The sequence below is a fragment of the Sphingobium lignivorans genome, assembly GCF_014203955.1.
GTDB classification, from domain to species: Bacteria; Pseudomonadota; Alphaproteobacteria; order Sphingomonadales; family Sphingomonadaceae; genus Sphingobium; species Sphingobium lignivorans.
This window is the reverse complement of the sequence record NZ_JACHKA010000001.1, coordinates 2,151,729-2,174,062: the sequence shown is the minus strand read 5'-3', so window position 1 is coordinate 2,174,062 and position 22,334 is coordinate 2,151,729. Positions and strand designations below refer to the sequence as shown.

General features: G+C 67.2%; 20 protein-coding genes and 1 pseudogene. 11 read left to right on the top strand and 10 right to left on the bottom strand.

Going from position 1 to position 22,334, the window contains the following annotated elements:
• Positions 1-84: 84 nt before the first annotated feature.
• Genes HNP60_RS10040 through HNP60_RS10010 form a run of 7 tightly spaced genes read left to right on the top strand, consistent with a single transcriptional unit; the run spans position 85 to position 8,418 of the window.
• Positions 85-1,446, top strand: a complete 1,362-nt coding sequence (locus HNP60_RS10040; RefSeq protein ID WP_184153209.1) for an exopolysaccharide biosynthesis polyprenyl glycosylphosphotransferase — start codon at positions 85-87, stop codon at positions 1,444-1,446.
• A gap of 24 nt (positions 1,447-1,470) precedes the next feature.
• A complete protein-coding gene (locus HNP60_RS10035; RefSeq protein WP_184153189.1) occupies positions 1,471-2,610 on the top strand; it encodes a glycosyltransferase in 1,140 nt (379 codons plus the stop codon).
• A 54-nt stretch (positions 2,611-2,664) separates the two neighbouring features.
• Complete coding sequence (locus HNP60_RS10030) at positions 2,665-3,405, top strand: class I SAM-dependent methyltransferase (RefSeq protein ID WP_184153186.1); 741 nt, start codon at positions 2,665-2,667, stop codon at positions 3,403-3,405.
• A gap of 13 nt (positions 3,406-3,418) precedes the next feature.
• On the top strand, positions 3,419-4,738 hold the full coding sequence (locus HNP60_RS10025; protein WP_184153183.1) for a hypothetical protein: 1,320 nt from the start codon (positions 3,419-3,421) through the stop codon (positions 4,736-4,738).
• Positions 4,735-5,904 carry a glycosyltransferase family 4 protein gene (locus tag HNP60_RS10020; protein WP_184153180.1) on the top strand — a complete coding sequence of 390 codons (1,170 nt, stop codon included), beginning with the start codon at positions 4,735-4,737 and terminating at the stop codon, positions 5,902-5,904. Before HNP60_RS10025 ends, HNP60_RS10020 begins: the two co-directional genes overlap by 4 nt.
• Positions 5,901-6,674 (top strand): FkbM family methyltransferase, encoded by a 774-nt coding sequence (locus HNP60_RS10015; protein ID WP_184153178.1) that lies wholly within the window; start codon positions 5,901-5,903, stop codon positions 6,672-6,674. Before HNP60_RS10020 ends, HNP60_RS10015 begins: the two co-directional genes overlap by 4 nt.
• The gene (locus HNP60_RS10010) at positions 6,658-8,418 is read left to right on the top strand and encodes an MFS transporter (protein ID WP_184153174.1); all 1,761 of its coding nucleotides are present in this window, start codon (positions 6,658-6,660) and stop codon (positions 8,416-8,418) included. Before HNP60_RS10015 ends, HNP60_RS10010 begins: the two co-directional genes overlap by 17 nt.
• A gap of 86 nt (positions 8,419-8,504) precedes the next feature.
• Here the strand turns inward: HNP60_RS10010 and HNP60_RS10005 are convergent, their stop codons facing one another.
• The 8 genes from HNP60_RS10005 to miaA all read right to left on the bottom strand — a co-directional run bounded on the left by HNP60_RS10005 (position 8,505) and on the right by miaA (position 16,728).
• Positions 8,505-9,122, bottom strand: coding sequence for a YceI family protein (locus HNP60_RS10005; protein WP_184048722.1), 618 nt, complete (start codon positions 9,120-9,122; stop codon positions 8,505-8,507).
• Positions 9,123-9,217: 95 nt separating this feature from the next.
• The gene (locus tag HNP60_RS10000; protein ID WP_184153171.1) at positions 9,218-10,339 is read right to left on the bottom strand and encodes a glycosyltransferase; all 1,122 of its coding nucleotides are present in this window, start codon (positions 10,337-10,339) and stop codon (positions 9,218-9,220) included.
• 76 nt (positions 10,340-10,415) lie between these two features.
• Positions 10,416-11,435, bottom strand: a complete 1,020-nt coding sequence (gene ilvC / locus HNP60_RS09995; RefSeq protein ID WP_184153168.1) for a ketol-acid reductoisomerase — start codon at positions 11,433-11,435, stop codon at positions 10,416-10,418.
• A gap of 104 nt (positions 11,436-11,539) precedes the next feature.
• Positions 11,540-12,052, bottom strand: coding sequence for an acetolactate synthase small subunit (gene ilvN, locus HNP60_RS09990; protein WP_014076394.1), 513 nt, complete (start codon positions 12,050-12,052; stop codon positions 11,540-11,542).
• Positions 12,053-12,067: 15 nt separating this feature from the next.
• Entirely contained in the window at positions 12,068-12,418 is a 351-nt protein-coding gene (locus HNP60_RS09985) for a hypothetical protein (RefSeq protein ID WP_014076393.1), read from the bottom strand.
• Positions 12,418-14,163 carry an acetolactate synthase 3 large subunit gene (locus HNP60_RS09980; RefSeq protein WP_014076392.1) on the bottom strand — a complete coding sequence of 582 codons (1,746 nt, stop codon included), beginning with the start codon at positions 14,161-14,163 and terminating at the stop codon, positions 12,418-12,420. The genes HNP60_RS09985 and HNP60_RS09980 overlap by 1 nt, the downstream gene beginning before the upstream one ends.
• Positions 14,164-14,425: 262 nt before the next feature.
• On the bottom strand, positions 14,426-15,631 hold the full coding sequence (locus HNP60_RS09975; RefSeq protein ID WP_184156997.1) for a collagen-binding domain-containing protein: 1,206 nt from the start codon (positions 15,629-15,631) through the stop codon (positions 14,426-14,428).
• Positions 15,632-15,789: 158 nt separating this feature from the next.
• On the bottom strand, positions 15,790-16,728 hold the full coding sequence (gene miaA, locus HNP60_RS09970; protein WP_260395036.1) for a tRNA (adenosine(37)-N6)-dimethylallyltransferase MiaA: 939 nt from the start codon (positions 16,726-16,728) through the stop codon (positions 15,790-15,792).
• A gap of 4 nt (positions 16,729-16,732) precedes the next feature.
• Between miaA and serB the strand changes: the two genes are divergently transcribed.
• On the top strand, positions 16,733-17,611 hold the full coding sequence (gene serB, locus HNP60_RS09965; RefSeq protein ID WP_260394831.1) for a phosphoserine phosphatase SerB: 879 nt from the start codon (positions 16,733-16,735) through the stop codon (positions 17,609-17,611).
• Positions 17,612-17,652: 41 nt separating this feature from the next.
• On the opposite strand, the gene HNP60_RS09960 is transcribed toward serB, so the two are convergent.
• Positions 17,653-18,435, bottom strand: a complete 783-nt coding sequence (locus HNP60_RS09960; protein WP_260394830.1) for an SPOR domain-containing protein — start codon at positions 18,433-18,435, stop codon at positions 17,653-17,655.
• Between the two features lie 70 nt (positions 18,436-18,505).
• Positions 18,506-18,673: pseudogene (locus HNP60_RS19950) on the bottom strand (SPOR domain-containing protein); the annotation flags it as partial.
• 250 nt (positions 18,674-18,923) lie between these two features.
• On the opposite strand from HNP60_RS19950, the gene HNP60_RS09955 reads away from it, so the two are divergent.
• Genes HNP60_RS09955 through HNP60_RS09945 form a run of 3 tightly spaced genes read left to right on the top strand, consistent with a single transcriptional unit; the run spans position 18,924 to position 21,740 of the window.
• On the top strand, positions 18,924-19,628 hold the full coding sequence (locus HNP60_RS09955) for an AAA family ATPase (RefSeq protein WP_184153159.1): 705 nt from the start codon (positions 18,924-18,926) through the stop codon (positions 19,626-19,628).
• Entirely contained in the window at positions 19,628-20,296 is a 669-nt protein-coding gene (locus HNP60_RS09950; protein ID WP_260394829.1) for a hypothetical protein, read from the top strand. The genes HNP60_RS09955 and HNP60_RS09950 overlap by 1 nt, the downstream gene beginning before the upstream one ends.
• A gap of 13 nt (positions 20,297-20,309) precedes the next feature.
• On the top strand, positions 20,310-21,740 hold the full coding sequence (locus HNP60_RS09945) for an SPOR domain-containing protein (RefSeq protein WP_184153155.1): 1,431 nt from the start codon (positions 20,310-20,312) through the stop codon (positions 21,738-21,740).
• The last annotated feature ends 594 nt before the right edge of the window (positions 21,741-22,334 follow it).

Sequence of the window (22,334 nt, the reverse complement as noted above, 5' to 3'; positions counted from 1 at the left end):
CTGCGGGAGCTGAGACGGAGCGAGCCGGCCGCCCGCGAACATGCCCATTGACCTGACCCCGGCCGGCGCATAGCGCGCGAGGCCATGACCGCGAAACCAGCGCCGTCCAAGGAGTCGGCGCGCCTGCGCCTTTACATGCTCAGCATTCTCCTCGACATCGTGGTGCTGGGGCTGGCGTTCGCATTGGCCAATTTTGCGGTACTGCATTCGCTCTGGGGAGAGCCCGGCAAGCCGCACGGCCTCATCATGTTCGCCATGATCGCGCCGGTCTATGCGCTCCTTGCCATCAATGGCGGCGTCTACGGCATCCGCATGATCGGCAATCCCCGGGCAAGCGCCGTCAAGGCGATCTGGAGCCTGGTCCAGGCAGCAATGCTGACGCTCATCATCATCTTCCTGGGCAAGATCGCCGAGCAGCTGTCGCGTCTCACCTTTCTCGTGGGTCTGCTGCTTTCCGCCGGTGGGCTTTATGCCGCGCGCTATCTGATCGAGCGGATCGCCCTCCGGCTGGTGGGCGAGGTGCCGCATATCACGGTGCTGCTGGTCGATGGCGTCGAGATCGAGACGCCGCGCGAGGCGCACCGCATCGACGCGACCGCCATCGGCGTTGATCCTGCGCGCCGCGATGCCGGGATGGCCGAGCGACTCGCCGAAGGCATCGGCGGAGCGGAGCGCGTGGTCGTGGCCTGCCCGCCGGAGCGCATCGCCGACTGGCGCGTGGCGCTGACGGCGCTCTCCGCCAAGGGCGAGATTCTCGTGCCCGAAATGCGCCGCTTCGCGCCGGCGAAAGTGAGCGCGTTCGATGACCATCCGACCATCGTGGTGGCGGGCGGCCCGCTACTGTTCCGGGACAGGCTGCTCAAGCGGTTGCTGGATCTCGCGATCTGCGTGCCCGCCATCATCCTGCTGGGGCCGATCCTCATCGGGGCCGCTGTCGCGGTCCGGCTGTCCGGTCCGGGGCCGGTCTTCTTCCGTCAGCAGCGCCTCGGCAAAGATGCCCGGCCCTTCATGATCCTCAAGTTCCGCACCATGCACACGGCGCTCACGGACCAGTCCGCCGAGAAGCTGACCGAGAAGGACGATCCGCGCGTGACACGGGTCGGCGCCTTCCTGCGTCGCAGCAGCATCGACGAGCTGCCGCAGCTCTTCAACGTGCTGAAGGGCGACATGAGCATTGTCGGCCCGCGTCCCCATGCGCCCGCCGCCAAGGCCGCCGAGAGCCTCTACTGGGAAGTGGACGAGCGCTACTGGGCGCGGCACTGCATCAAGCCGGGCATGACCGGGCTGGCGCAGGTGCGCGGCCATCGCGGGCCGACGGACCGGCACGAGGATCTCATCAACCGGCTCCAGTCCGACCTCGAATATGTCACCAACTGGTCGATCTGGCGCGATCTTCGGATCATCGTGGCGACGCTCGGGGTGCTGGCGCATGATAATGCCTTCTGAGCGCGCGGACAGGGGAGGGCGGTCATGACGCTTCTCGACATGACCCTGCTGGCCATCATCCTTCTCGCCGCCATCTTGCTGCTCTGGCCGTTCGTTTTCTATCCGCTCGTCTTGCGGCTGTTGCCCGCTCGCCCGGTCCGGCTGACGGAACAAACGGGAGTGCCCAGTGCGTCGCTGCTGTTCTGCGCTTATGACGAGGCTGCGTCGCTGCCTGCCAAGATCGACAATCTGCGCACGCTCAAGGCGCGTTGTCCCGGGCTGGAGATCCTTGCCTTCGACGATGGCTCGTCGGACGGCACGGGCGAGCTGCTGGCGCAGGCGCGCGATGTGCTCACGCTCGTGCGCGGGCCGGGGCGCAGTGGCAAGGCCCATGGCATGAAGCGGCTGGCGGCGATGGCGCGCGGCGACATCCTCATCTTTACCGATGCCAATGTGCTGCTGGCCGAGGACGCGATAGAGAAGTTGCTGCCTTATTATACCGATCCGGCGGTCGGCGGCGTGCTTGGATCGCTGCGCTACGAGGGCGCGGGCACCAGCGCCTCGGCTTCCGTGGGCGCGCTCTACTGGCGGCTGGAGGAAAAGCTCAAGGATCTCGAATCGCGTACCGGTAACGTGATGGGCGCGGATGGGTCCATCTTCTCGATCCGCCGCGATCTTTACCCGGATTTCCCGGACAGCGTGCTGGACGACCTGACGGTCTCCATGGCGGTCGTCTTCGCGGGCAGGCGGCTCGTCAAGGCGCGGGACGTTCTCGCGCGCGAAATGATGGTGGCGCGTCGGGAGGACGAGTATCGCCGCAAGATCCGGATCGCCGCGCGAAGCTGGCACACCCATTGCCATCTGCGCCCCGGGCTGGCGCGGATGAGCCGGCTCGACCGCTTCAAATATGGCTCGCGCAAGCTCGTGCGCTGGTTCGGCCTGCCCTGGATGGTGATCGGCGGTGCGGCGGCACTGTTGCTGGCGTGGCGGCTGGAGCCCCTCGCCGCGATCGCGCTTGGTGCGGCGGCGATCATGGGCCTGATGCTGGGCAGCATGGCGCGGCGCGGGCCGCTCGCCGCGCTGATGGACCTGCTGCTCGCTTATGTCGCCACGTTCCGGGGCATCCGCATGGCGATGCGCGGCCAGACTTTCACGACCTGGACACCCGCGAAATCGCGCGACTGATTTTACCGCCGGTTAGGCTCGCATTCGCGATTCTTCGCTGTATAGGCTGGCCGGATGATCACGACCCAGCGCGTCCTCAAGGCTGCCGGAAAGCACATCTCGCGCGCCGCGTTGCGCGCCCGCGCGGCGCTGGGCGCGCGGCGCGACCGGCATTGTCCGGCCTGCCGCAGGGAGGTCGTCGGTTTCTTCCGATATGGCGCGGAAGCGGAGTGGGGTTGCATCGCCTGCGGAGCCAGTCCGCGCGAGCGGCTGATGCATGCCTTGCTCGATGCCGGCATCATCACGATTCCACCCGGCGCGACCATCCTTCATTGCGCACCCAACGAGGCGAGCCTCGTCAAGCGCTTCTCCGCCGGCGCGGGTGACTATGTGCCCGCCGACATCGATCCCGCGCGCTATGACGTGCCGGACATGCAGCAGCTCGACCTCATGGCGATGACCGACGAGAGCCGGTTCGACCGCATCTATGCCAGCCATGTGATGGAGCATGTGCCCGACGACAAAGTGGTTCTGCGCAACCTGTTCCGCGCCTTGCAGCCGGCCGGCGAGGCATGGCTGCTGGTGCCCCTGTGGGAAAAGCCGAGCGAGGACGGGCCGGACGATCTGTCGCCGCGCGAGCGGGAGCGTCGCTTCGGCCAGTGGGACCATGTGCGGCAATATGGGCGTGACTTTGCCGACCGCATCGCCGCGGCGGGCTTCCGCGTCGAACTGATCGATGCGCGGTCGCTTGCCCCCCAGCAAGTGCGCCGCATGGCCCTGGGCGACACGCTGTTCCGGGCGTCCCGCCCGGAATGATGGACATGGGGCGGTGATCGACAGCCTCGTCGCCCATTCCGGCCGGCTCGAGCGGCGCCCGGGATTGCTGGCGGCCGCCAAGCTCGCCAATGTCGCGCTGGCGATGGCGTGGGGCTTTGTCGTCACCTTCGTGTTCGTGCGGCTGCTGCCGATCGGTGAGTTCCGCGCCTTCCTGGTCCTCGTCGCCTTCGCCAACTTCACCGTCTCGGCCGAGCTTGGTCTTTCCTCCATCGTCTACAGCCGGCTGCGTCGCGCGCGGGTCGCGGGGGAAGGAGACTTCCGCAACGAAGAGATCAGCGCGCTGGCCTGGACGATGACGGGGATCGTGCTGATTGGGGGCGCGCTGCTCGGGGCGGCCATGGCGTCCGGCCTCATCGAGACCGGGCGGCCGGTGCTATTCCTGGCCTTCTATGGCATCACGGCGGTCAATCTGCTCGCCGTGCTGGCCCGGCGCGCGCTGGCCGCGCTCGATCACAATCTGTGGTGGGAAATGCTGGATCTCGTCCGGCGCCTGAGTGGCATCGCGCTGCTGCTGGCGGCGCTCGGTGGACTACCGCTCCTCGATTCGGTGCTGATCCAGCTCGTCATCGCGCTGCTGATGCTCTGGCTCGGCGTTTCGACAGTGCACCGCACGCTTGGGATGCCGGCCGGCGCCTGGCTTGGCGTGGGGCGCGGCGCGGCGCATATCCGCCGGCATTATCTCGCGGATTTCAGCCGGACAGGGGCACTGACGCTGTTCGACGTCGCGGCCTATAACGCGCCTTATTTCACGATCGCGGCCGCGACGCAGGATCCGCGCCCGCTGCTGCTGTTCGATTTCGCCTTCAAGCTTTCCCGCGCGCTCTCCGCAACCATTCGCGCATTGACCGAAACGGCATTGCCGGGGCTCACCCGTGCGTGGTTCGCGCGTGACGAGGCGGCGCTGCGCGGCGGGATGCGCCGCTGGCTTCTCCGCTCGCTTGGCATGACCGCAGCTGCGGTCATCGTGCTGCTGGCGGCGGGGCGCGGCCTCGCGGACCTGCTGTTCGACGGCCGGATGATACCGTCATGGATTGAACTGGGCGCGATCCTCGTGCTTCTCTGCGGTCTCGCGATGATGTGCGTTTCGATCTATCTCCAGAATGGCCTTGGCCGCTTCGGCGCGCTGGTGCCGCCATCCTTCCTCTTCCTGCTGGCGAGCCTGCTCAGCGTGCCGCTTGCGCTCGCTCTGGCGGATCGGACGGGCTGGAGCTTCGCCATGGCGTTCATCATCCTCTACGCGGCGGTTCACGTCGCGCTCGGCTTCGTCCATGCGCGGATGCTGGCCGGCCTGCCTCGGGAGCAGCCGACATGAAAATCGCGATGGTCGACCAGTCGCTGTTCACGCCCCGCTATGATGACGGGCTGTGCGAAGGCCTTGCCGCGCGGGGTCATGAGGTCACGCTGCTCGGCCGGCCGATGCGCGAGACGGACGCGATCGTGCCCCGGCGCTACACTTATGTGCCGCGCTTCTTCCGCCTCGGCGAACGGCTGCGGCCGGTGTTGGGGGAAGGGCGGCCCGGGCAGGCGGTGAAGGCGGCCGACTATGCCTTCGATGCGCGCTTCGGATCGCTGGCGGCGTTGGACGGGGATGTCGCTCACTTCCAGTGGCTGCCCTTCGCCGCGGCGGATGGCGTGCTGCTCCGCCGCCTCGCGCCCCGGACGGCGCTGGTCCACACCGTGCACAATGCCACGCCTTTCCATGGCGATCGCATGGCGGCCGTGCAGGCGCGGGGCTATGGCGAGCTGCTCCGGCGCTTCGATGCGCTCATCGTGCATGGCGATGCGACACGCGAGGCGCTGCTGACGCAGGGCCATGACGACGCGCGCATCCACACCGTGCCACACCCGCCGATGCGGCTGCGCGAGGCGCGTCCCGAAGATGTCGCGGCCGTACCCAAGCGGGACCTGCCGCGCATCCTCTTCTTCGGCACGATCCGGCCCTACAAGGGCCTCGACCTGCTGGTGCAGGCCTGCCTCACCCTCTGGCGCGACGGGCTCGAGTTCGAGCTGGCGCTGGCCGGCAAGCCTTTCATGCCGGTGGAGGCCTTTCTCGGCGCGATCCACGGCAGCGGCTTCGGAGAGCGGCTGATTACCGATCTCGGCTTTCTCACCGAGCAGCGGCTCGATGCGCATCTGCGGGCGGCCGACATCCTTGCCTTTCCCTATCGCGCCATCGATTCGAGCGGTGCCTTTCTCTCCGCTCTGCGCTATGGCGCGGCGATGGTGACCAGCGATGCGGGCATGTTCGGCGAATTGCCCGATGGCGTGGCTTCCCGCTTTCCGGCCGGCAATGCCGAGGCGCTCACCGTGGCGCTGCGCCAGCTTCTCACCGATGCGCGGCGGCGCAGGGAAGCGGGCGAGGCCGCCCGGGCCCATGGCGCTGCGCTGACGGGCTGGGATCAGGCGGCGGCGCAGACCGAGATGGTCTATCAGACCGCGCAGGCGCGGTTCCGCGCGCGCATGGGGGTGCAGGCATGAGCCGCCTCGCGCGATATCGCCGGGAACTGCGCGATCGCTGGCTCGCGGTCCGCCTCGGCCTTGCCGGACGCCAGCACCAATATGGCGAGATCGTCGCGCTGCGGCGCTTCATCACGCATTTCGGGATCGACTGCGTGATCGATGTCGGCGCCAATGCGGGGCAATATGCGACGATGTTGCGGCGCGACGTGGGCTTCGGCGGGACGATCCTCTCCTTCGAGCCAAACCCCACGGTTTTCGCGGCGCTTGAAGACACCGCGCGGCGCGACCCGCGCTGGCATGTCCACAACATCGCCCTGTCCGACCGGGACGGGAAAGCCAGCTTCAACATCATGGCGGCGGACCAGTTCAGTTCGCTGAATGCGCCCGATGCGGGGCTCGAACCGATCTTTGCCGAGCGCAACCGCGTGGCGCGCAGCGTGCGCGTGCCATGCGCGCGGCTGGAGACCATCCTGCCGGACCTGCCGGGCGCTCGCGATGCCGGGGCGATCCTGCTCAAGATGGATACGCAGGGGCATGATGCGGTCGTCATGGCCGGCGCGGCCGGGGTGCTGGGGCGCATGAGCGGCGTGCAGACGGAGCTCGCGGTCCGTCCGCTCTATGAGGGCGCGACGGACTACCGGGCCATGATTGCCCTGCTGGCGGACGCAGGTTTCGTGCCCAATGCAATGTTCGTCAACAACAAAGGGCATTTCCCGCTGCTCGTCGAGCTGGACGGGCTGTTCGTGCGCGCGGCGCTGGCGCGGGACGGCAATGTTCCCCTCGTCTGAGGTAGTCTCGGCGGCGCGTCCGCGCGCACTGGCCATCGCTTTGCTGACCGGCGCGGTGCTGGCGCTGGCGTTCTCTTATGCCGGCTGGGCCTGGCATATCGAGGGACGCCGGGCGCGCGGGCTCGCCGAGTATTTCTTCGCCCGGCAGGACATGTGGGTGCTCGACGCCCAGGCGCTGGCGCTCGCAGCCATGGCAGGCTGGGCCTGGCACTTGCGGGCGGCTCCGGCCGGGCGCCCTGCGCCCCTGCCGGGCTGGACGATCGGGCTCGGCATCTTTCTCGCGGTGGTGCTGAGCTGGCTGGGTCGCTCGCTGGTCTTCCACGGCTACAGCCCCTCGCGTGACGAAGTGATGGTCGAGCTGGCTGGCGCTTATATCGCGCACGGCCGGATCGGCTGGCCGATCCCGCCGGAATGGCTGCCGTTCCGCCGCGCGATGATGCCGGAATTCTACAGCCCTTATGGCGCGGATACGCACTGGACCTCGATCTATCTGCCGGTCCATGCCGCCATCCGCGCGCTGTTCATCCGGCTTGGCAATGCCGATCTCGCGGCGCCGGCGGTCCTCGGCGCGGGCCTCGTGGCGCTCTGGCACATCGCCCGCAAGCTGATGCCCGAGCGCCGGGACGCGGTGCTGGTGACCATGGCGATGGCACTCAGCTCCACCCAGCTGATCGCGACGGCGATGACACCTTATGCGATGACCAGCCATTTCGCCTTCAACATGGTCTGGCTGGCCCTCGTCCTGCGCGGTGACAGGCTGGGGCACGGCCTCGCCGCGCTCGTTGCGTTGCTGGCGGCAGGGCTTCACCAGTGGCATTTCCCGCTGCTGTTCATCGGTCCCTTCATCCTGTGGATGGCCGCGAACCGGCGCTGGGACGCGGCGGCCTTCCATGCGCTGGCGATGCTGGCGATGATGATCCTGTGGGCGCGGCTCTGGCCGATGGTGCTGGTCGATCTGGTCGGCGCCCCGCCACCGAGCGACGTCCATCGCACCAATGGCATCACCGACAAGATCGCGAGCCTGTTCGGCCGGCTCGACAGCTGGCAGCCGCTGCTGAACAATGCGCGGCTCATTGCGTGGAACAATCCCCTCCTCCTGCCGCTGGCGGGACTCGCCTTGGTCGGCGTGCGCTGGCGTGGACTGAGGCGTTCCGTGCCGATTACCGTGCCGCTCGCCCTTGGCGCGGTCGCGGGGATGGGGCTGGCGCTTTATCAGGGCTATGGCTGGGGCTTCCGTTACATGCACGGGCAGATCGGCGCCCTGTGCCTGCTCGCCGGGCTCGGCTGGCGCGCCGTGATGCCGGCGGGCGCGCGGCAAATGGTGCTGGTCGCGGCATCCTGTGCCGTCGCTCTGGTCTCGGGCGCATGGCTCCTGCAGGATACGGAGCGCTATCTGCGGGGCTATGCGCGCACGATGGCGGCGATCCGCGACAGCGATGCCGATGTGGTGCTGGTCGACATGCGCGGCGGCTACTACATGACCGACCTCGTGCGGTTCGACGAGGGGCGGCTCGCCCGGCCGGCGGTGATGGCGCTGCAGATGCTGAGCGGCGCGCAGATTCGCACGCTTTGCGCCGGGCGCAGCGTCGCGATCATGGACCGGGCGCAGTTCGGAACACTAGGGGTGCATCCCGTCTCCCCTTATTTCCGGGGAAGCGAGCAGATCGAACAGCGCCGCGCACTTCTCGACGGGATCGGTTGCGGTCGCCCGGTCATCGACGGGCCGGCCGGCGCCACGCGATAGGCGATTGTCCGCTCAGGCAGCCCGGATAGGGAGCCTCGGAACCGCGGAGCGCCGTCTCCGCATCGAAGACCGGCGCTCCGGGGCGATCACTTCACGAAGGCAGCGACGATCTCGAGCTTCACGTCATCGCTCACCATGGGGACGAGGAACTTCATGCCGAACTCGCTGCGCTTGATGGCGCCGGTCGCCGTGAAGCCGACATTCTCCTTGTTCCCCATGCCCATGCCCGCGCCATAGAATTTGGCGGCAAGGGTGACGGGCTTGGTGACACCGTTGAGCGTCAGGTTGCCGGTGATGGTGGCGCTCTGACCATCCACCGCGACATTGGTGGAAACGAACCGTGCGTCGGCCGGGCTGGCGCCGAAGAAGTCGGCGGGCTTGCCACCCTCCGCCGGCTTGAGGAGATGCGCGGTGAGGCCAGTGCTGGCGGTCGTCACCTTGGAGACGGGAATGGTCACGTCGACCTTGGCGGCGCCGGGATTCTTGGGGTCGAATTGCAGCGTGCCGGTGACATCGCCAAAGATGCCGAAATAGGGCGTGAAGCCGAGATGATCGACTTCCCACTTCACCAGCGTGTGGCCGGCATCCGCCTTGTAGGTGCCACCGGAAATGGCGGCGGGGTCCGGCTTGCCGGGCTGCGCGATGAGGGCCCCGGCAATGCCGGTGAGCAGCAGGGCGGGGAGGGCGGCGTGAATGAGGCGCATGGTTCATGTCTCCTATTCGTTTCTGCCGGTTTTCATCACGGCGATGCGTCAAGCATAAAGGGCATCGGCGAGATGTCATCCCTTTGATTGCTTTGTCACAATGCTTCCCGCTCCCGGAGAAGCCGTTCGAAGAGATCGAGATAGTGCCCCGCAGACGTGCTTTGCCGGAGCGGCTCCAGCGCCTGCGCGGCCAGCGCAGCATCCGGGCCGGCAATGGCCGCCTGACGCAGGATCGCCGCGGCAAGCGCATCCGGCGTGCCCTCCTCCACGACACGGCCAAGGCTCTCGTTCTTCAGGAACTCGCGCACGAAGTGGGAGCAGGGCGTGGTGATCACGGGAAGGCCGAGTGCGGTCGCTTCCGGCACGACCCCTGGCACGCCCTCGAAACGGGAGGTGACGAGCAGAAGGCGCGCGGAGGCCAGTGCGCCTTTCACATTGTCCGTATAGCCGGCGAGGGTGACCGTTTCCTGCAGGCCCAGCCGCGCGATAAGCGCCTCGATCCGTGCGCGTTCGCCGCCATCGCCATAGACATGGAGATGCACGGGGCGCCGGGCGGCGACGCGTTGCACTGTCCGCAGCGCGAGCGGAATATCCTTCTGTGGCTCCAGCCGCCCGACGAGCGCGATCGTCAACGTCTCAGATGCGGCGAGGGGCGGGCGGAAGAGGAAATGCGTCAGCGGAACATCGTCGACATTCGGATTGAGGATAGTGCTCACTCGGTCATGGCCGAGCTGGAAGCGCGCTTCCTCGGCAAGTCCGTGCGAAAGCGCCACGAACCAGTCGATGCCGGAGGTCGCGATGCGCAGCGCAGGCCGTGCCAGCCAGGTGAGGCGCGGATCCGACAGCGGTGGCATCAGCAAGGGATTGCTGATCTTTGCGACGATCGGTGTGCCGGGCAGGGCCGCGCGGAGCGGACGGGCAAGCAGGTGATGATTGCCCGGAATGAAGATCAGATCGGGCGAGAGACCGCGCGCGGGCTCCGCCAAGTAACGTCCGAGCGAAAGGCCGGAAAAGGCGGCACGGGGTCGCTCCGGCTCGAGGATGCGCACATCGACGCCTGCGGGCACCCGGCCGCGCATCGGTCCGTCGCTCGCCCCAACAAGGATCGTGACTTTGTGTCCGCTTGCGCGCCAGCGTTCGGCGAGGCGCAGCGCGACGGCTTCGAGCCCGCCGCCGTGGAAATCGGGAAAGGGAATGAGGATGTGCAGGGGCCGCATGGCGCGTCCCCTGCACGGACCTCGATGGCCTCGTCAACCGGCGGCTTCCACCGAAAGCGCGGCCGGACTCGGAAGATCAGTTCTTTTCCTGATCCACAAGCTTGTTGGCGCCGATCCACGGCATCATGGCGCGCAGCTGCGCACCGGTCTGCTCGATCGGGTGCGCGGCAGCGGCCTTGCGCGCGGCCTTGAGCTCCGGCTGGCCGGCGCGGTTGTCGAGCACGAAGTTTTTGACGAACCGGCCGGACTGGATGTCTGCGAGCACGCGCTTCATCTCGGCCTTCGTTTCATCCGTGATGATGCGCGGGCCAGTGGTGATGTCGCCATATTCGGCGGTGTTGGAGATCGAGTAGCGCATGTTGGCGATGCCGCCCTCATACAGCAGGTCGACGATCAGCTTGGTTTCGTGCAGGCACTCGAAATAGGCCATCTCCGGCGCGTAGCCGGCCTCGACCAGCGTCTCGAAACCGGCCTGGATGAGATGGGTGATGCCGCCGCACAGCACAGCCTGCTCGCCGAACAGATCGGTCTCGCACTCTTCCTTGAAGTTCGTCTCGATGATGCCCGAGCGGCCGCCGCCCACGCCGCTGGCGTAGGAGAGGGCGATGTCATGGGCATTGCCGGTCGCATCCTGATGCACAGCGATGAGGCAGGGCACGCCGCCGCCGCGCTTATATTCGCTGCGCACGGTGTGGCCGGGGCCCTTCGGTGCGATCATGATGACGTCGATGTCCGCCGGAGGCTCGATCAGGCCGAAATGGACATTGAGGCCATGGGCGAAGGCAAGCGCGGCGCCCGGGCGCAGATTGCCCTTGATGTCGTTCTCGTAGATCGCGGCCTGATGCTCGTCCGGCGCGAGGATCATGAGCACGTCCGCCCACTTCGCCGCGTCGGCATTGGCCATCACCTTGAATCCGGCGCCTTCCGCCTTCTTCGCGCTGGCCGAGCCGGGACGCAGGGCGATGGCGACTTCGGCGACGCCGGAATCGCGCAGGTTCTGCGCATGGGCGTGGCCCTGGCTGCCATAGCCGAGGATGGCGACCTTCTTGCCCTTGATGAGCCCGATATCGGCGTCGCGATCATAGAAAACACGCATTCCCAAACCCTTCTCTTCTCAGATCGTCATGCTGAACCTGTTTCAGCACGTATGTGATGGAAGCACCGCCGGCCTTGCGGCGGCGCCATGGAACTTGGCCCCGTTCAGGCCGCCAGACCGCGCAGCATGCCAACCACGCCGGTCCGCCCGACCTCGACCAGCCCCAGCTCGCGCATGAGGCCCACGAAGGTGTCGACCTTGCTGGTCGGCCCGGTGATTTCGAACACGAAGCTGTCGAGCGTCGTGTCGACGACCTTCGCGCGGAACACGTCCGCCAGCCGCAGTGCCTCGATGCGGGCATCGCCAGTGCCGGCGACCTTGACCAGCGCCAACTCGCGCTCGACGAAGGGGCCGATCTCGGTCAGGTCGGTGACCTGGTGGACCGGCACGAGCCGCTCGAGCTGCGCGATGATCTGGTCGATCACGCGAGGCGGGCCGTTGGTCACGATGGTGACCCGGCTGATCTTGTGGTCCTCGCTCACGTCGGCGACGGTGAGGCTCTCGATATTGTAGCCACGCGCGGAAAAGAGGCCCGAAATCCGCGAGAGGATACCGGCCTCATTGTCGACCATGACGGAGAGCACGTGTCGCTCGCTGTCTTCCTGCCGGATGTGCATCTGTTGAAGTCCTTGTCAAAAATCCGTGGAGGCGGGGGCTTCATCCGGCGCGGGAGGCGCCAGCGAGAGCATGCCCGCCATCGAAAAATGCCAGCCGTCCATCGTTCTGTGGGCAATGCGCACGGGCTGTCCCACGATGCTGTCGAAGACGCGCGTCAGGCGCTCCCCCACATAGCGCGGTGCCACCAGCACGACCCTGTAGTCCTTCTCGTTGAAGCAGAAGCTACTTTCCAGATCGATCACCCACTCGTCCGCTTCCTCGTCCTCGCAGTCCGGCGTGGTGCCGAACAGGTCGGCACTCTCGTTCCACCGCTCGAAATCGAACGGCTCGCTGACATGGAGGCGGAAGCGGACCGGCTCGCCCATCAGACCAAGGCCTTGGCCTCGTCGTCCATGGTGCCCGAGACCTGGCTGGGATCGAGCAGCATGTCGATGTGCGCCGCACCCGATGGAATCATCGGGAAGCAGTTGGAAAGCTTCGCCACACGGCAATCGACGATCACCGGGCCGGGCGTGTCGATCATCGCCCGGATGCCCGGCACGAGCTGGTCCGGTGTCTCGATGCGGATGCCCGTGGCGCCATAGGCTTCGGCCAGCTTCACGAAATCGGGCAGGCTGTCGGAATAGCTGTGCGAGTAGCGGCTCTCATAAGTGAGTTCCTGCCACTGGCGCACCATGCCCATATATTCGTTGTTCAGGATGAAGATCTTCACCGGCAGGCGATACTGGATCGCGGTGCCGAGTTCCTGGATGTTCATCTGGATCGAGGCGTCGCCGGCGATGTCGATCACGAGCGCATCGGGATTGCCCAGTTGCGCGCCGATCGCGGCGGGAAAGCCATAGCCCATGGTGCCGAGACCACCGGACGTCAGCCACTTGTTGGGGCTGTCGAAGTGGAAATGCTGGGCCGCCCACATCTGGTGTTGGCCGACTTCGGTAGTGATGATGACGTCACGGTCGCGCGTCGCACGGAAAAGCTCGGCGATCGCGCGCTGGGGCATGATCTCGTCCCCGCCCTCGACATAATCGAGGGACTTGCGCGCGCGCCAGCCTTCGATCCGGGCCCACCATTCGGCGAGATCGGGCTGCTGGAAGCCGCGCGCCTTCAGCCCCGCCATGATCGCCTCGATCGCACGGCCGACATCGCCGACCACTGGCACATCCACCTGCACGGTCTTGTTGATCGAGCTGCGATCGATGTCGACATGGACCTTCTTGCTGTGCGGCGCGAAGGCATCCAGCCGGCCAGTCACGCGATCGTCGAAACGCGCCCCGAGGCACAGGATGAGGTCGGCCTTGTTCATGGCCCAGTTGGCTTCATAAGTGCCGTGCATGCCCAGCATCCCCAGCCACTGCCGCGAGGAGGCCGGGAAAGCGCCCAGGCCCATCAGCGTGGAGGTGACCGGCGCGCCGGTGAGCTCGGCAAGGGCGCGCAGGGAGAGGCTCGCGCCGGGTCCGCTGTTGATGATGCCGCCGCCCGTGTAAAGGATCGGTCGCTCCGCCTTCATGATGAGATCGACGGTCTGCTCGATGACCGAGGCGTCGGGCTCGATTTGCGGGCGATAGCTTGGATGCGCGTTCAGCACCGGCTTTTCATAAGCCGCCGTCGCGACCTGCACGTCCTTGGGAATGTCGATCACGACCGGGCCGGGACGGCCCGAGGTCGCGATATGGAAAGCCTCGTGCACCACGCGGGCCAGATTGCCCGGATCCTTCACGAGATAATTATGCTTGGTGCAATGGCGCGTCAGGCCGACCGTATCGGCTTCCTGGAAAGCGTCCGTGCCGATGAGATGCGTTGCGACCTGCCCGGTGATGACCACGATCGGGATCGAGTCCAGCAGGGCATCGGTGATCCCGGTGATAGCATTCGTCGCGCCCGGGCCCGACGTGACCAGCACGACACCCGGCTTGCCGGTGGAACGCGCATAGCCTTCCGCCGCGTGCGCCGCCGCCTGCTCGTGACGGACGAGCACATGGTTGATCGCCGTATGACCGAAGATGGTATCGTAAATGGGTAGTACAGCGCCGCCCGGATAGCCGAAGACCGTATCGACCCCGAGGTCGATCAGGCACTGGACCAGGATTTCGGCGCCGCTCTTCTCGGCCACGGGACATGCTCCTTTGAAATGATGGCCGCGCCATGGTCCAAAGCCATGGCGCTGGCAAGGCTGGTGCCACTATGGATCATAAAATGTCATGTCAAGTAAAAACAGTGTATCAAAATTACGTTTTGAGCCTCACTTTAATCATATCATGGCGCATCGTTCAGGCATGCGAATGGCGGCGCGGACAGGCAAACAAAAAGGACGGCGCGGGCCATGCCGCGCCGTCCCCATGTTTCTCTGCTTCGGCCGGGAAGGCCGGGCCGGTTCAGGCCAGCGCTGCCCGGGCCTTCTTGCCGCGCATCGCGGAGCCGACGAGGCCGAAGCCGGCCAGCAGCATGGCCCAGGTCGCGGGCTCCGGAACCGCCGGCGGCGGCGGGAAGCTGCCGTTGAAGCCGTAATTATGCACTTCGCCATATTGGGTGAACGAGCCGACGGCGACGTTCCCGTCGATATTGTTGCTGGCGAGCGTGAGATGGGCGTTCGGCGCAAGGACGGAGCCGACGAACTGGCTGCCGCTGAACGTCACTTCTTCGCCGAGGAAGTTCCAGACCACCTGCTGGGCAAACGTCATCGCGCCGCCGAGGAAATTCGCATTGAGATTGACTGCCGCGCTGCCGTCCACGTTGATGACGATGGGATCGGCGCCCACGCCGGCGAAATCATATTTGATCTGGCCGATGCTGTTCAGCTCCGCAGCGGTGAGCGAAATGACCGAGAAGCCATTGTCCCCGGCCACGCCGGTGAGCGTCAGCAGATTGCCGGCGATGGAATAGCTGCTCGGGTTCGAGGGAACCGAGACGCTCGCCAGCGAGGACGACAGGGCTGCCAGATCGGCTCCCAGCGTGGTGAAGATGCCGGTATGGGCAGCCACGTCGCTCGCGTTGAAATCGATGCCCTGGCTCGCCTGGATCAGCGGATGGCCGCTATTGGCGTTGCCATTGTACGTGCCGCCGATGCGGACGGACGGCGCGTTGTTCGCGGCGATGCTGGCATTCACGTTGCGCCCGACGCTGATCGTGTCCCCGGTGGTCACGTTCATGTTGGTGGTCGAGAAATTGCCGCCGACGACCAGCGTCTGCTTCGAGCCATTGAGCGTGAGCGTGCCGCTCGTACTGTTGCCGCCGATGACCGCGCTCGGGCCGGTGGCAAGCGGGCTGCCGCCATTGGAGCCATTGTTGATCGTAAGGCCGGACAGGAGATTGTCGCCCCGGATGACGATGGTCGGCGTTTCGACGGGCGTGTTCGAGCCACCGCCGCCACCGGCGCCCACCACGCCGTTGCCGCCCTTGGCATTGCCGCCGACAAGCACCTTGCCGTCGACATGGCTGTTGGTCGTCCAGTCCCCGAGCGTGATCAGATTATACTGGGAGAAGGCCTCGAGGCCCGCGGCGGCATCGCCGGCGGCGAGCGCCGGGGAACCCAGCGTGGCGGCCAGCATGGCCATAGCGATAGCTTTGAAGGAACGACGCATGAAGCCTCCTCATCGTCAAGAATAGATCCAGCGGGGCTGATAGGCGTGGGGCGCCAAAGGTTGAAGGTGTTTAACCATGATCTTTCGGCTGCCCTGGCCTGCCGATGTCCCATATGGAGAATTCCGGGTCCGTGACGGGGCCGGGCCCCGGCGGGCCCTCAGAGGATCGCGAGATCCTCCATGCTTGTGATCTCGCCGGGCGCGCGCATGGTCCAGTCGCGCTGGCGATTGCGCGCCCATGTCGTCTGGCGCTTCTGATAAGCGCGCGTGAGCGTGAAGATGGCGGCATGCGCTTCCTCGGGCGTGGTGCGCCCAGCCAGCATGTCCGCGATCTCCCGGACGCCCAGCGCCCGCAGCACGGGGCGATCGGCCGGCAGATCGCGCGCCATCAGCGTGGCCACTTCCTCCACCGCGCCACCTTTCAGCATCTCGTCGAGTCGCTGCGCCGCGCGCGCATGGAGCACATCACGCGGCAGCATGACGACGGCGGCGCGGATCGGCATCCGCCCAATGATGCCGCCCTCGCGGTGCTTCTGCCATTCGGCCAGCGGACGGCCGGTGGAACGCACCACTTCGAGCGCGCGGGCGACGCGTGTCGTGTCGCTCGGGCGCAGGCGGGCGGCGGCTTCGGGATCCTCCCGGGCGAGCAGGGGCCAGCTCTGCGAGACCGGCATGGCGCGCACAGCGGCACGGATCGCCGGGTCGATCTCCGGCACCGGCGCGATCCCGCGCAGCAGCGTGTCGAGATAGAGCCCGGTCCCCCCCACCAGGATCGCGGACCGGCCCTGCGCATGCGCCGCATCGATCTGCGCGCGCGCTTCGCTCGCCCATCGCGCGGCCGAATAATCCTCCAGCCCGTCGACATGGCCGAACAGCCGGTGCTCCGCCCGGGCAAGGTCGGCTGCGGGCGGGCGCGCGGTGAGCACGGCAAGATCGGCATAGACCTGGCTTGCATCGGCATTCACGATCACGCCGCCGGTCGCTTCGGCGAGGCGCAGCGCGACTGCGCTCTTGCCGCTGGCCGTCGGCCCGGCAATAAGCGCGACCGGCGGCCGCTCCGGGTCGTGCAAGACGGAATTCTCAATGGCTGACGGCATGGACATGATCGCGACCTTAGTCGCGCATGAGGGACTTGGGCAGGGGGTGGTGGACCGCGCGCGCGAGGCGCTGGTGGCTGCCGGGCTGGAAACTGCGCCGCCGGTGTGGATCGACGAGGGCGAAGCGGTCGATATCGCCTTCAGCGGTGACCGAGCGCTGGCCCGCTCGGCGATCGAGGCGCTGGCGCTGCCCGCCGATCTCTTCGTGCTCGCCCAGGCCAATCGCGATTGCCGCCTGTTCATCGCGGACATGGACTCTACGATGATCACCATCGAATGCATCGACGAACTGGCGGATTATGCAGGGCTCAAGCCGCAGATTGCCGAAGTGACGGAGCGGGCGATGCGCGGCGAGCTCGATTTCGCCGAAGCACTCGCGGGGCGGGTCGCCTTGCTCAAGGGACTGGATGAGGCCGTGCTGGACCAGTGCCGCGAGGAGCGGGTGCGGCTGATGCCCGGCGCGCGCGCGCTGGTGCGCACGCTCGTTGCGCGCGGGGCCTGCACCATCCTGGTGTCCGGTGGCTTCGTGCCCTTTGCCGGGCCAGTGAGCGCGGCGATCGGCTTTCATCGGCAGGTCGCGAACATCCTGCATGTCGCGGACGGCAAGCTGGCGGGCACGGTGGAGCAGCCGATCGTGGATGCGGCGCGCAAGCGGGCCGAGCTGCTCGGGGCCATTGATGCGCTCGGCATCAGCCCCGCCCAGTCGATCGCCATCGGCGACGGCGCGAACGACATTCCCATGATCGAGGCCGCGGGGCTGGGCGTGGCTTATCATGCCAAGCCACGCACACGCGCCGCCGCCGATGTCGCGATCGATCGGGGCGATCTCAGCACTCTGCTGCATGCGCTCGGCATTCCCCGGGCCCAGTGGATGGACGACTGACGCCAGCGGATGCAGGGCGCCGGGCCGGAAGCGATGATCTTCTACTGGCTGGTCGCCATGCAGGGCGTCCCGGTCGGGCGGATCCGCTCGCAAAGGGCCCGGGCATCGGCGGCATTGTCCAGCGGACCGACCAGCAGCCGGGTGAAGCCGTTCGCTGCGATGAACGCTGGCTGGAAGCCTGAAAGGGCAGGGACCTTCTTGCCGAGCGAGGCCCACAGCGCCTGTGCACGGCCTTGCTCCTTGAAAGCGCCGAGCTGGATACGCCAGCGTCCCGAGGCTGATGGACGCGGCACCGGGCGAGCGTTCGCGGGCGCCGGTGAAGGCGTGACCCGGGGGGGCGTTGGGTTCGGTGTGGCTGGCGTCGCCGCGACCTGTGGCGCGGGCGCAGAACGGACCGGCGCCTGCACGGATGCGGGCATTGTCGCTGCGCGATCCGTGCGCGCTTTGGCCGCCGGCACCGGGACAGGAGCGGAGCCCTGCGCGATGCGCAATGACGGCGCGACCGCCACGGCCCGGACAGTCGGCGCCTCTTCCGACGCTTCGCCGGACGCCATGGACGCGGCCATGGCCAGTCCCTCCGTTCGCTGCGCCTCGGGAATATAGCGATCCATCTCGGCGAGGCTGGCGGTAGCCTGACCGATGCCGGCGCGCGCCGCGCTCGTCATCAGCGCATAGGCTTTCACCCAGTCGCGCGGGGCCAGGTCGCCATTGAACAGGGCTGTCCCGTAGACATATTGCGCACGCGGCTCGCCGCGCTCGGGCCGATGCCTTGATATAGGCGATGGCGTCTTCCCGGCGCCCCTGCTGGAAGAGCAGCAGGCCATAATTGTCGGCAGCTTTCTGATGGCCCCGTTCGGCCGCCTTGCGATACCATTCGAGCGCCACGGGCAGATCCACCGGCACGCCCCGGCCGAGCTTGTAGGCCTGACCCAGATTGAACTGCGCATCGGCATTGCCGCCGATCGCTTCCGGCCGCCATTGTTCGACGGCGCGGACGTAGTCGCCCTGGTTCCAGGCATCGACGCCCGTCTTGACGCTGGCCTGGAGGGCGGCGCCCGACATCAGGAGGCCGGTCAGGATGATGGTGGCGCTGATCGATCTCATGCTCATGACTCCGGGGCGGCGCGGGCCGAAACAGGGTCAATCCTAGCGGCTTGTGGTTAATCAAATCCTAGGGCTGATCGCTGCCCCTCGTACCCCGACGCGACCTTCCCGGACGGACCTGCCCTCGCGAAACGGCGGATTTAACCGAATTTTAGGGCGCCTCATGAGAGCTTGCCGCTTCCGGCGGATGAACGACCAGGGGAAATCTGTGAGAATCTTGGCACTTGCGTCCCAGAAGGGCGGTTCGGGCAAGACGACCTTGTCCGGGCATCTCGCTGTCCAGGCCCAGCGCGCGGGCGCCGGGCCGGTCGTGCTCATCGATATCGATCCGCAGGGCTCGCTGGCCGACTGGTGGAATGAGCGCACCGAGGAATTCCCCGCCTTTGCCCAGACGACCGTGGCCCGCCTCGCCTCGGACCTCGAACTGCTCCGGCAGCAGGGTTTCAAGCTCGCCGTCATCGATACGCCGCCCGCCATCACCATGGCGATCCAGAGCGTGATCGGCGTGGCCGAGCTGATCGTCGTGCCGACGCGCCCCAGCCCGCATGACCTGCGCGCCGTGGGTGCCACGGTCGACCTGTGCGAACGTGCGGGCAAACCCCTGATCTTCGTCGTGAATGCCGCGACGCCGAAGGCGCGCATCACGTCCGAAGCGGCCATCGCCCTTTCCCAGCACGGCACGGTCGCCCCCGTCACCGTTCATCACCGCACCGATTTCGCCTCATCGATGATCGACGGGCGGACGGTCATGGACTTCGATGTCAATGGCAAGTCCGCCAGGGAAATCGAGGCTCTGTGGACCTATGTCGCGGATCGGCTGGAGCGCAACTTCCGTCGCACCGTCTTCTCGTCGGGCCACCCCACGACCATGATCCGCCACCAGGGCGGCTTTGGCAGAAGGATCGTCAACTGATGAGCGGCTCCGAGAATTCCATGCCCGAGCCGCGCCCCGCCGCCTCGCTGACCGCTGGCCTGCTCGCCCGGCGCGGCACCGCACGTCCGGCGATGCGCCGCCCGACCCTGGGCGGCCTGCACGCGCCGCTCCCGACGAACGATGATCTCGGGTGGAACGACATGGGCGAGCCCGACCGCCCCGGGGAGGAGATCGACCCGGTCGATAGCGAAACCATCGCGTCCGCGCCCGTGGCGCTGCGAACCGGGACGCAAGCCGCGCAGGTGACCGAAGAGGAGGCCGCGCGCACGCCTGACGACAGCATGACGGCCGAACGCGCTTCCGCCGTGCCCGCTGCCGAGGCGCTCGCGCCAGCCTCGCCGGCGCCTGTCTCGCCCATCGAGGAGCAGCTTCAGGCGCTCGCGAAGCGGATCAATGCCCGGACCACGCCGCGCAAGGCCGAGAGCCGGAGCCCGGCCAAGTTGACGGAAGCGGCGCGCAAGGCGGCCTTCACGCTGCGCATCGACCAGGAGCGGCATTTGCGCCTGCGCCTGCTGAGCGCAGTGAGCAACCGCTCGGCACAACAGTTGCTCATCGAGGCACTCGATACGCTCATCACCGAAAACGAGCAGCTCAACGCACTTGCCCGGCAGGTCGAGGCCCGCCGTACGGCCTCGCGCGGCAAATAAGGGATTAATGGTCATGGCGAAACGGACCTTCTCGATCATGCTGGCTTCCGGGGCGATCCTCGGATCATCCATGGTTGGCTGCAGCGGGGCAGGGCGGGATCATCGCCCGGCGATCAGTGCGGCCCAGGCGCCGACGCTTGGCGCGCGCGTCGAGCAGGCGCTGGCCGGCAAAGATTATGCCCGCGCGCTGCTGCAGGCCGAAGCGCTGGTGGCCGCCGCACCACAGGATGCGGATGCCCGGGCCCTGCTTGGCCGGGCCTATCTCGCCAACGGGCGCTATCTTTCCGCGCGGACTGCGTTCAGCGATGCGATGACGCTGGGCAACCGGGATGTGCGCACGATCATCAGCCTTGCGCTGACGCAGGCCGGGCTCGGCGATGACGCAGCCGCCCGGGCCTTGCTCGCGGAGCATGCCGGCTCTCTGCCCGCTGCCGATTATGGGCTCGCCATGGCCATGGCCGGGGACGTGCGCGAAGGCGCCCGCGCCCTGCTTGCAGCGAGCCGTGAGCCGGATGCGACGGCGCAGACTCGCCAGAATCTGGCTTATGCCCTTGCGCTGGGTGGCGCGTGGGGACAGGCGCGACTCGTTGCCGGGCAGGACCTGCCCGCGCGCGAGGCCGAGCAGCGCATTGCCCAATGGTCCCGCATTTCGGAAGGCGAAGAGAAGGGCGCGCGCGTCCATGCGATGATCGGCGTCGTTCCGCGCGCCGACGATGCCGGCCAGCCCGAACGCCTCGCGCTGCGCGGGACCGGCGAGACCCCCGCGCGGATGGCGGCGCTCGCCGACCCGGTCGCGCAGGCGCGCGCCGAGCTTTCCATGGCGTCGGCCGAACCGGCCGCGGCGCCGGCAGCCGAACCGGTGGCCATGGCCGCCGCGGAGCCGAAGCCGGCATCGCCCGATACGCTCGCACTGGCCGCAGCCTTCGAATCCGGCAATGAAACGGCCTCGCCGATGATCCACGCGCCGGCCGACCCGATGCGTCGCGCGGTCCGGGATGCGTTCCAGCGGTCCGGCGGCTCGGATGCGCAGACACTAGTTGCGCGCACTGGCATGAGCCGTGTTGCCCGTCTGGTCGCTCCGGTTGCCGACGCGCGCGCAAGTGACTGGGTCGTCCAGCTTGGCGCTTACGACAATGAAGCGGTGGCGCGGGAAAAGTGGGCGAAGCTCAGCCGCACCCGTGATGCTGTCGGCGGCTTCAACGAGGTCCACAGCGAAGTCACGCTGAACGGTCGCGCCTTTCATCGCCTCGCCATTCGCGGCTTTGGCGATCGTGCGTCGGCGGTGACGCTGTGCAATTCCCTCCGCGCCTCGGGCCAGCCCTGCTTCGTGCGTCTCGACGATACGGACAGCACCCGAATGGCCCGTGCCCGGGCAAAGGGAGAGGACAGCAGGGTCGCTTCCGCGAAACAGGCAGCCGGTTCGTCACGTCTCGCGGCGCGCTGAGAGCGCCGCCCAGGTGGCGTAGACGAACAGCGGCGGTCTGCTCGGGAGCGACATGCGATCTGGCACATCGTCATTTCCCGCGTTGGCACCTCGTCATCCCGACGCACGTGGGATTCCAGTTGAAACCTGGCCTCCGAAGAGCGCCGGAAGAGGGTCGCTATCTCTAGCGGCCCGGTGCCGGTCATGCTCCCGCTTCCATCCCTCTCAGCCTTGCTTTTCCGCTGTCCTACACCCCTGCCGCCATGGCAGCCCCGCCGGACGCCTCGTTCGGGCGACAAGTGACAGGGACGGTCAATGCATGCTTCTCTTACTGGAAGGTTTTCATCGTCCGGTCGGGCCGTACAGGCTCGCCGGGACAAGCTATGGCATCCATCTCGTCGAAAGTTCACGGAAGCGGAAGTTGACGGAGACGTGTCGTCAACTTTGTAAACTTCCAGAGCGCAGCGTCGCGTTGGACCGGCATCGCCAGGCCCTCGCGCCGTCCATCGCTTCCGTCTGATCGTCGTGGCAGTCGTCTCGCCACGGCTCCGCGAATCAAATGGCCGAGCAGGCGCTCAAGCTCGCTTGCGCTGCACGTTTTGGTCGGCTGACCTC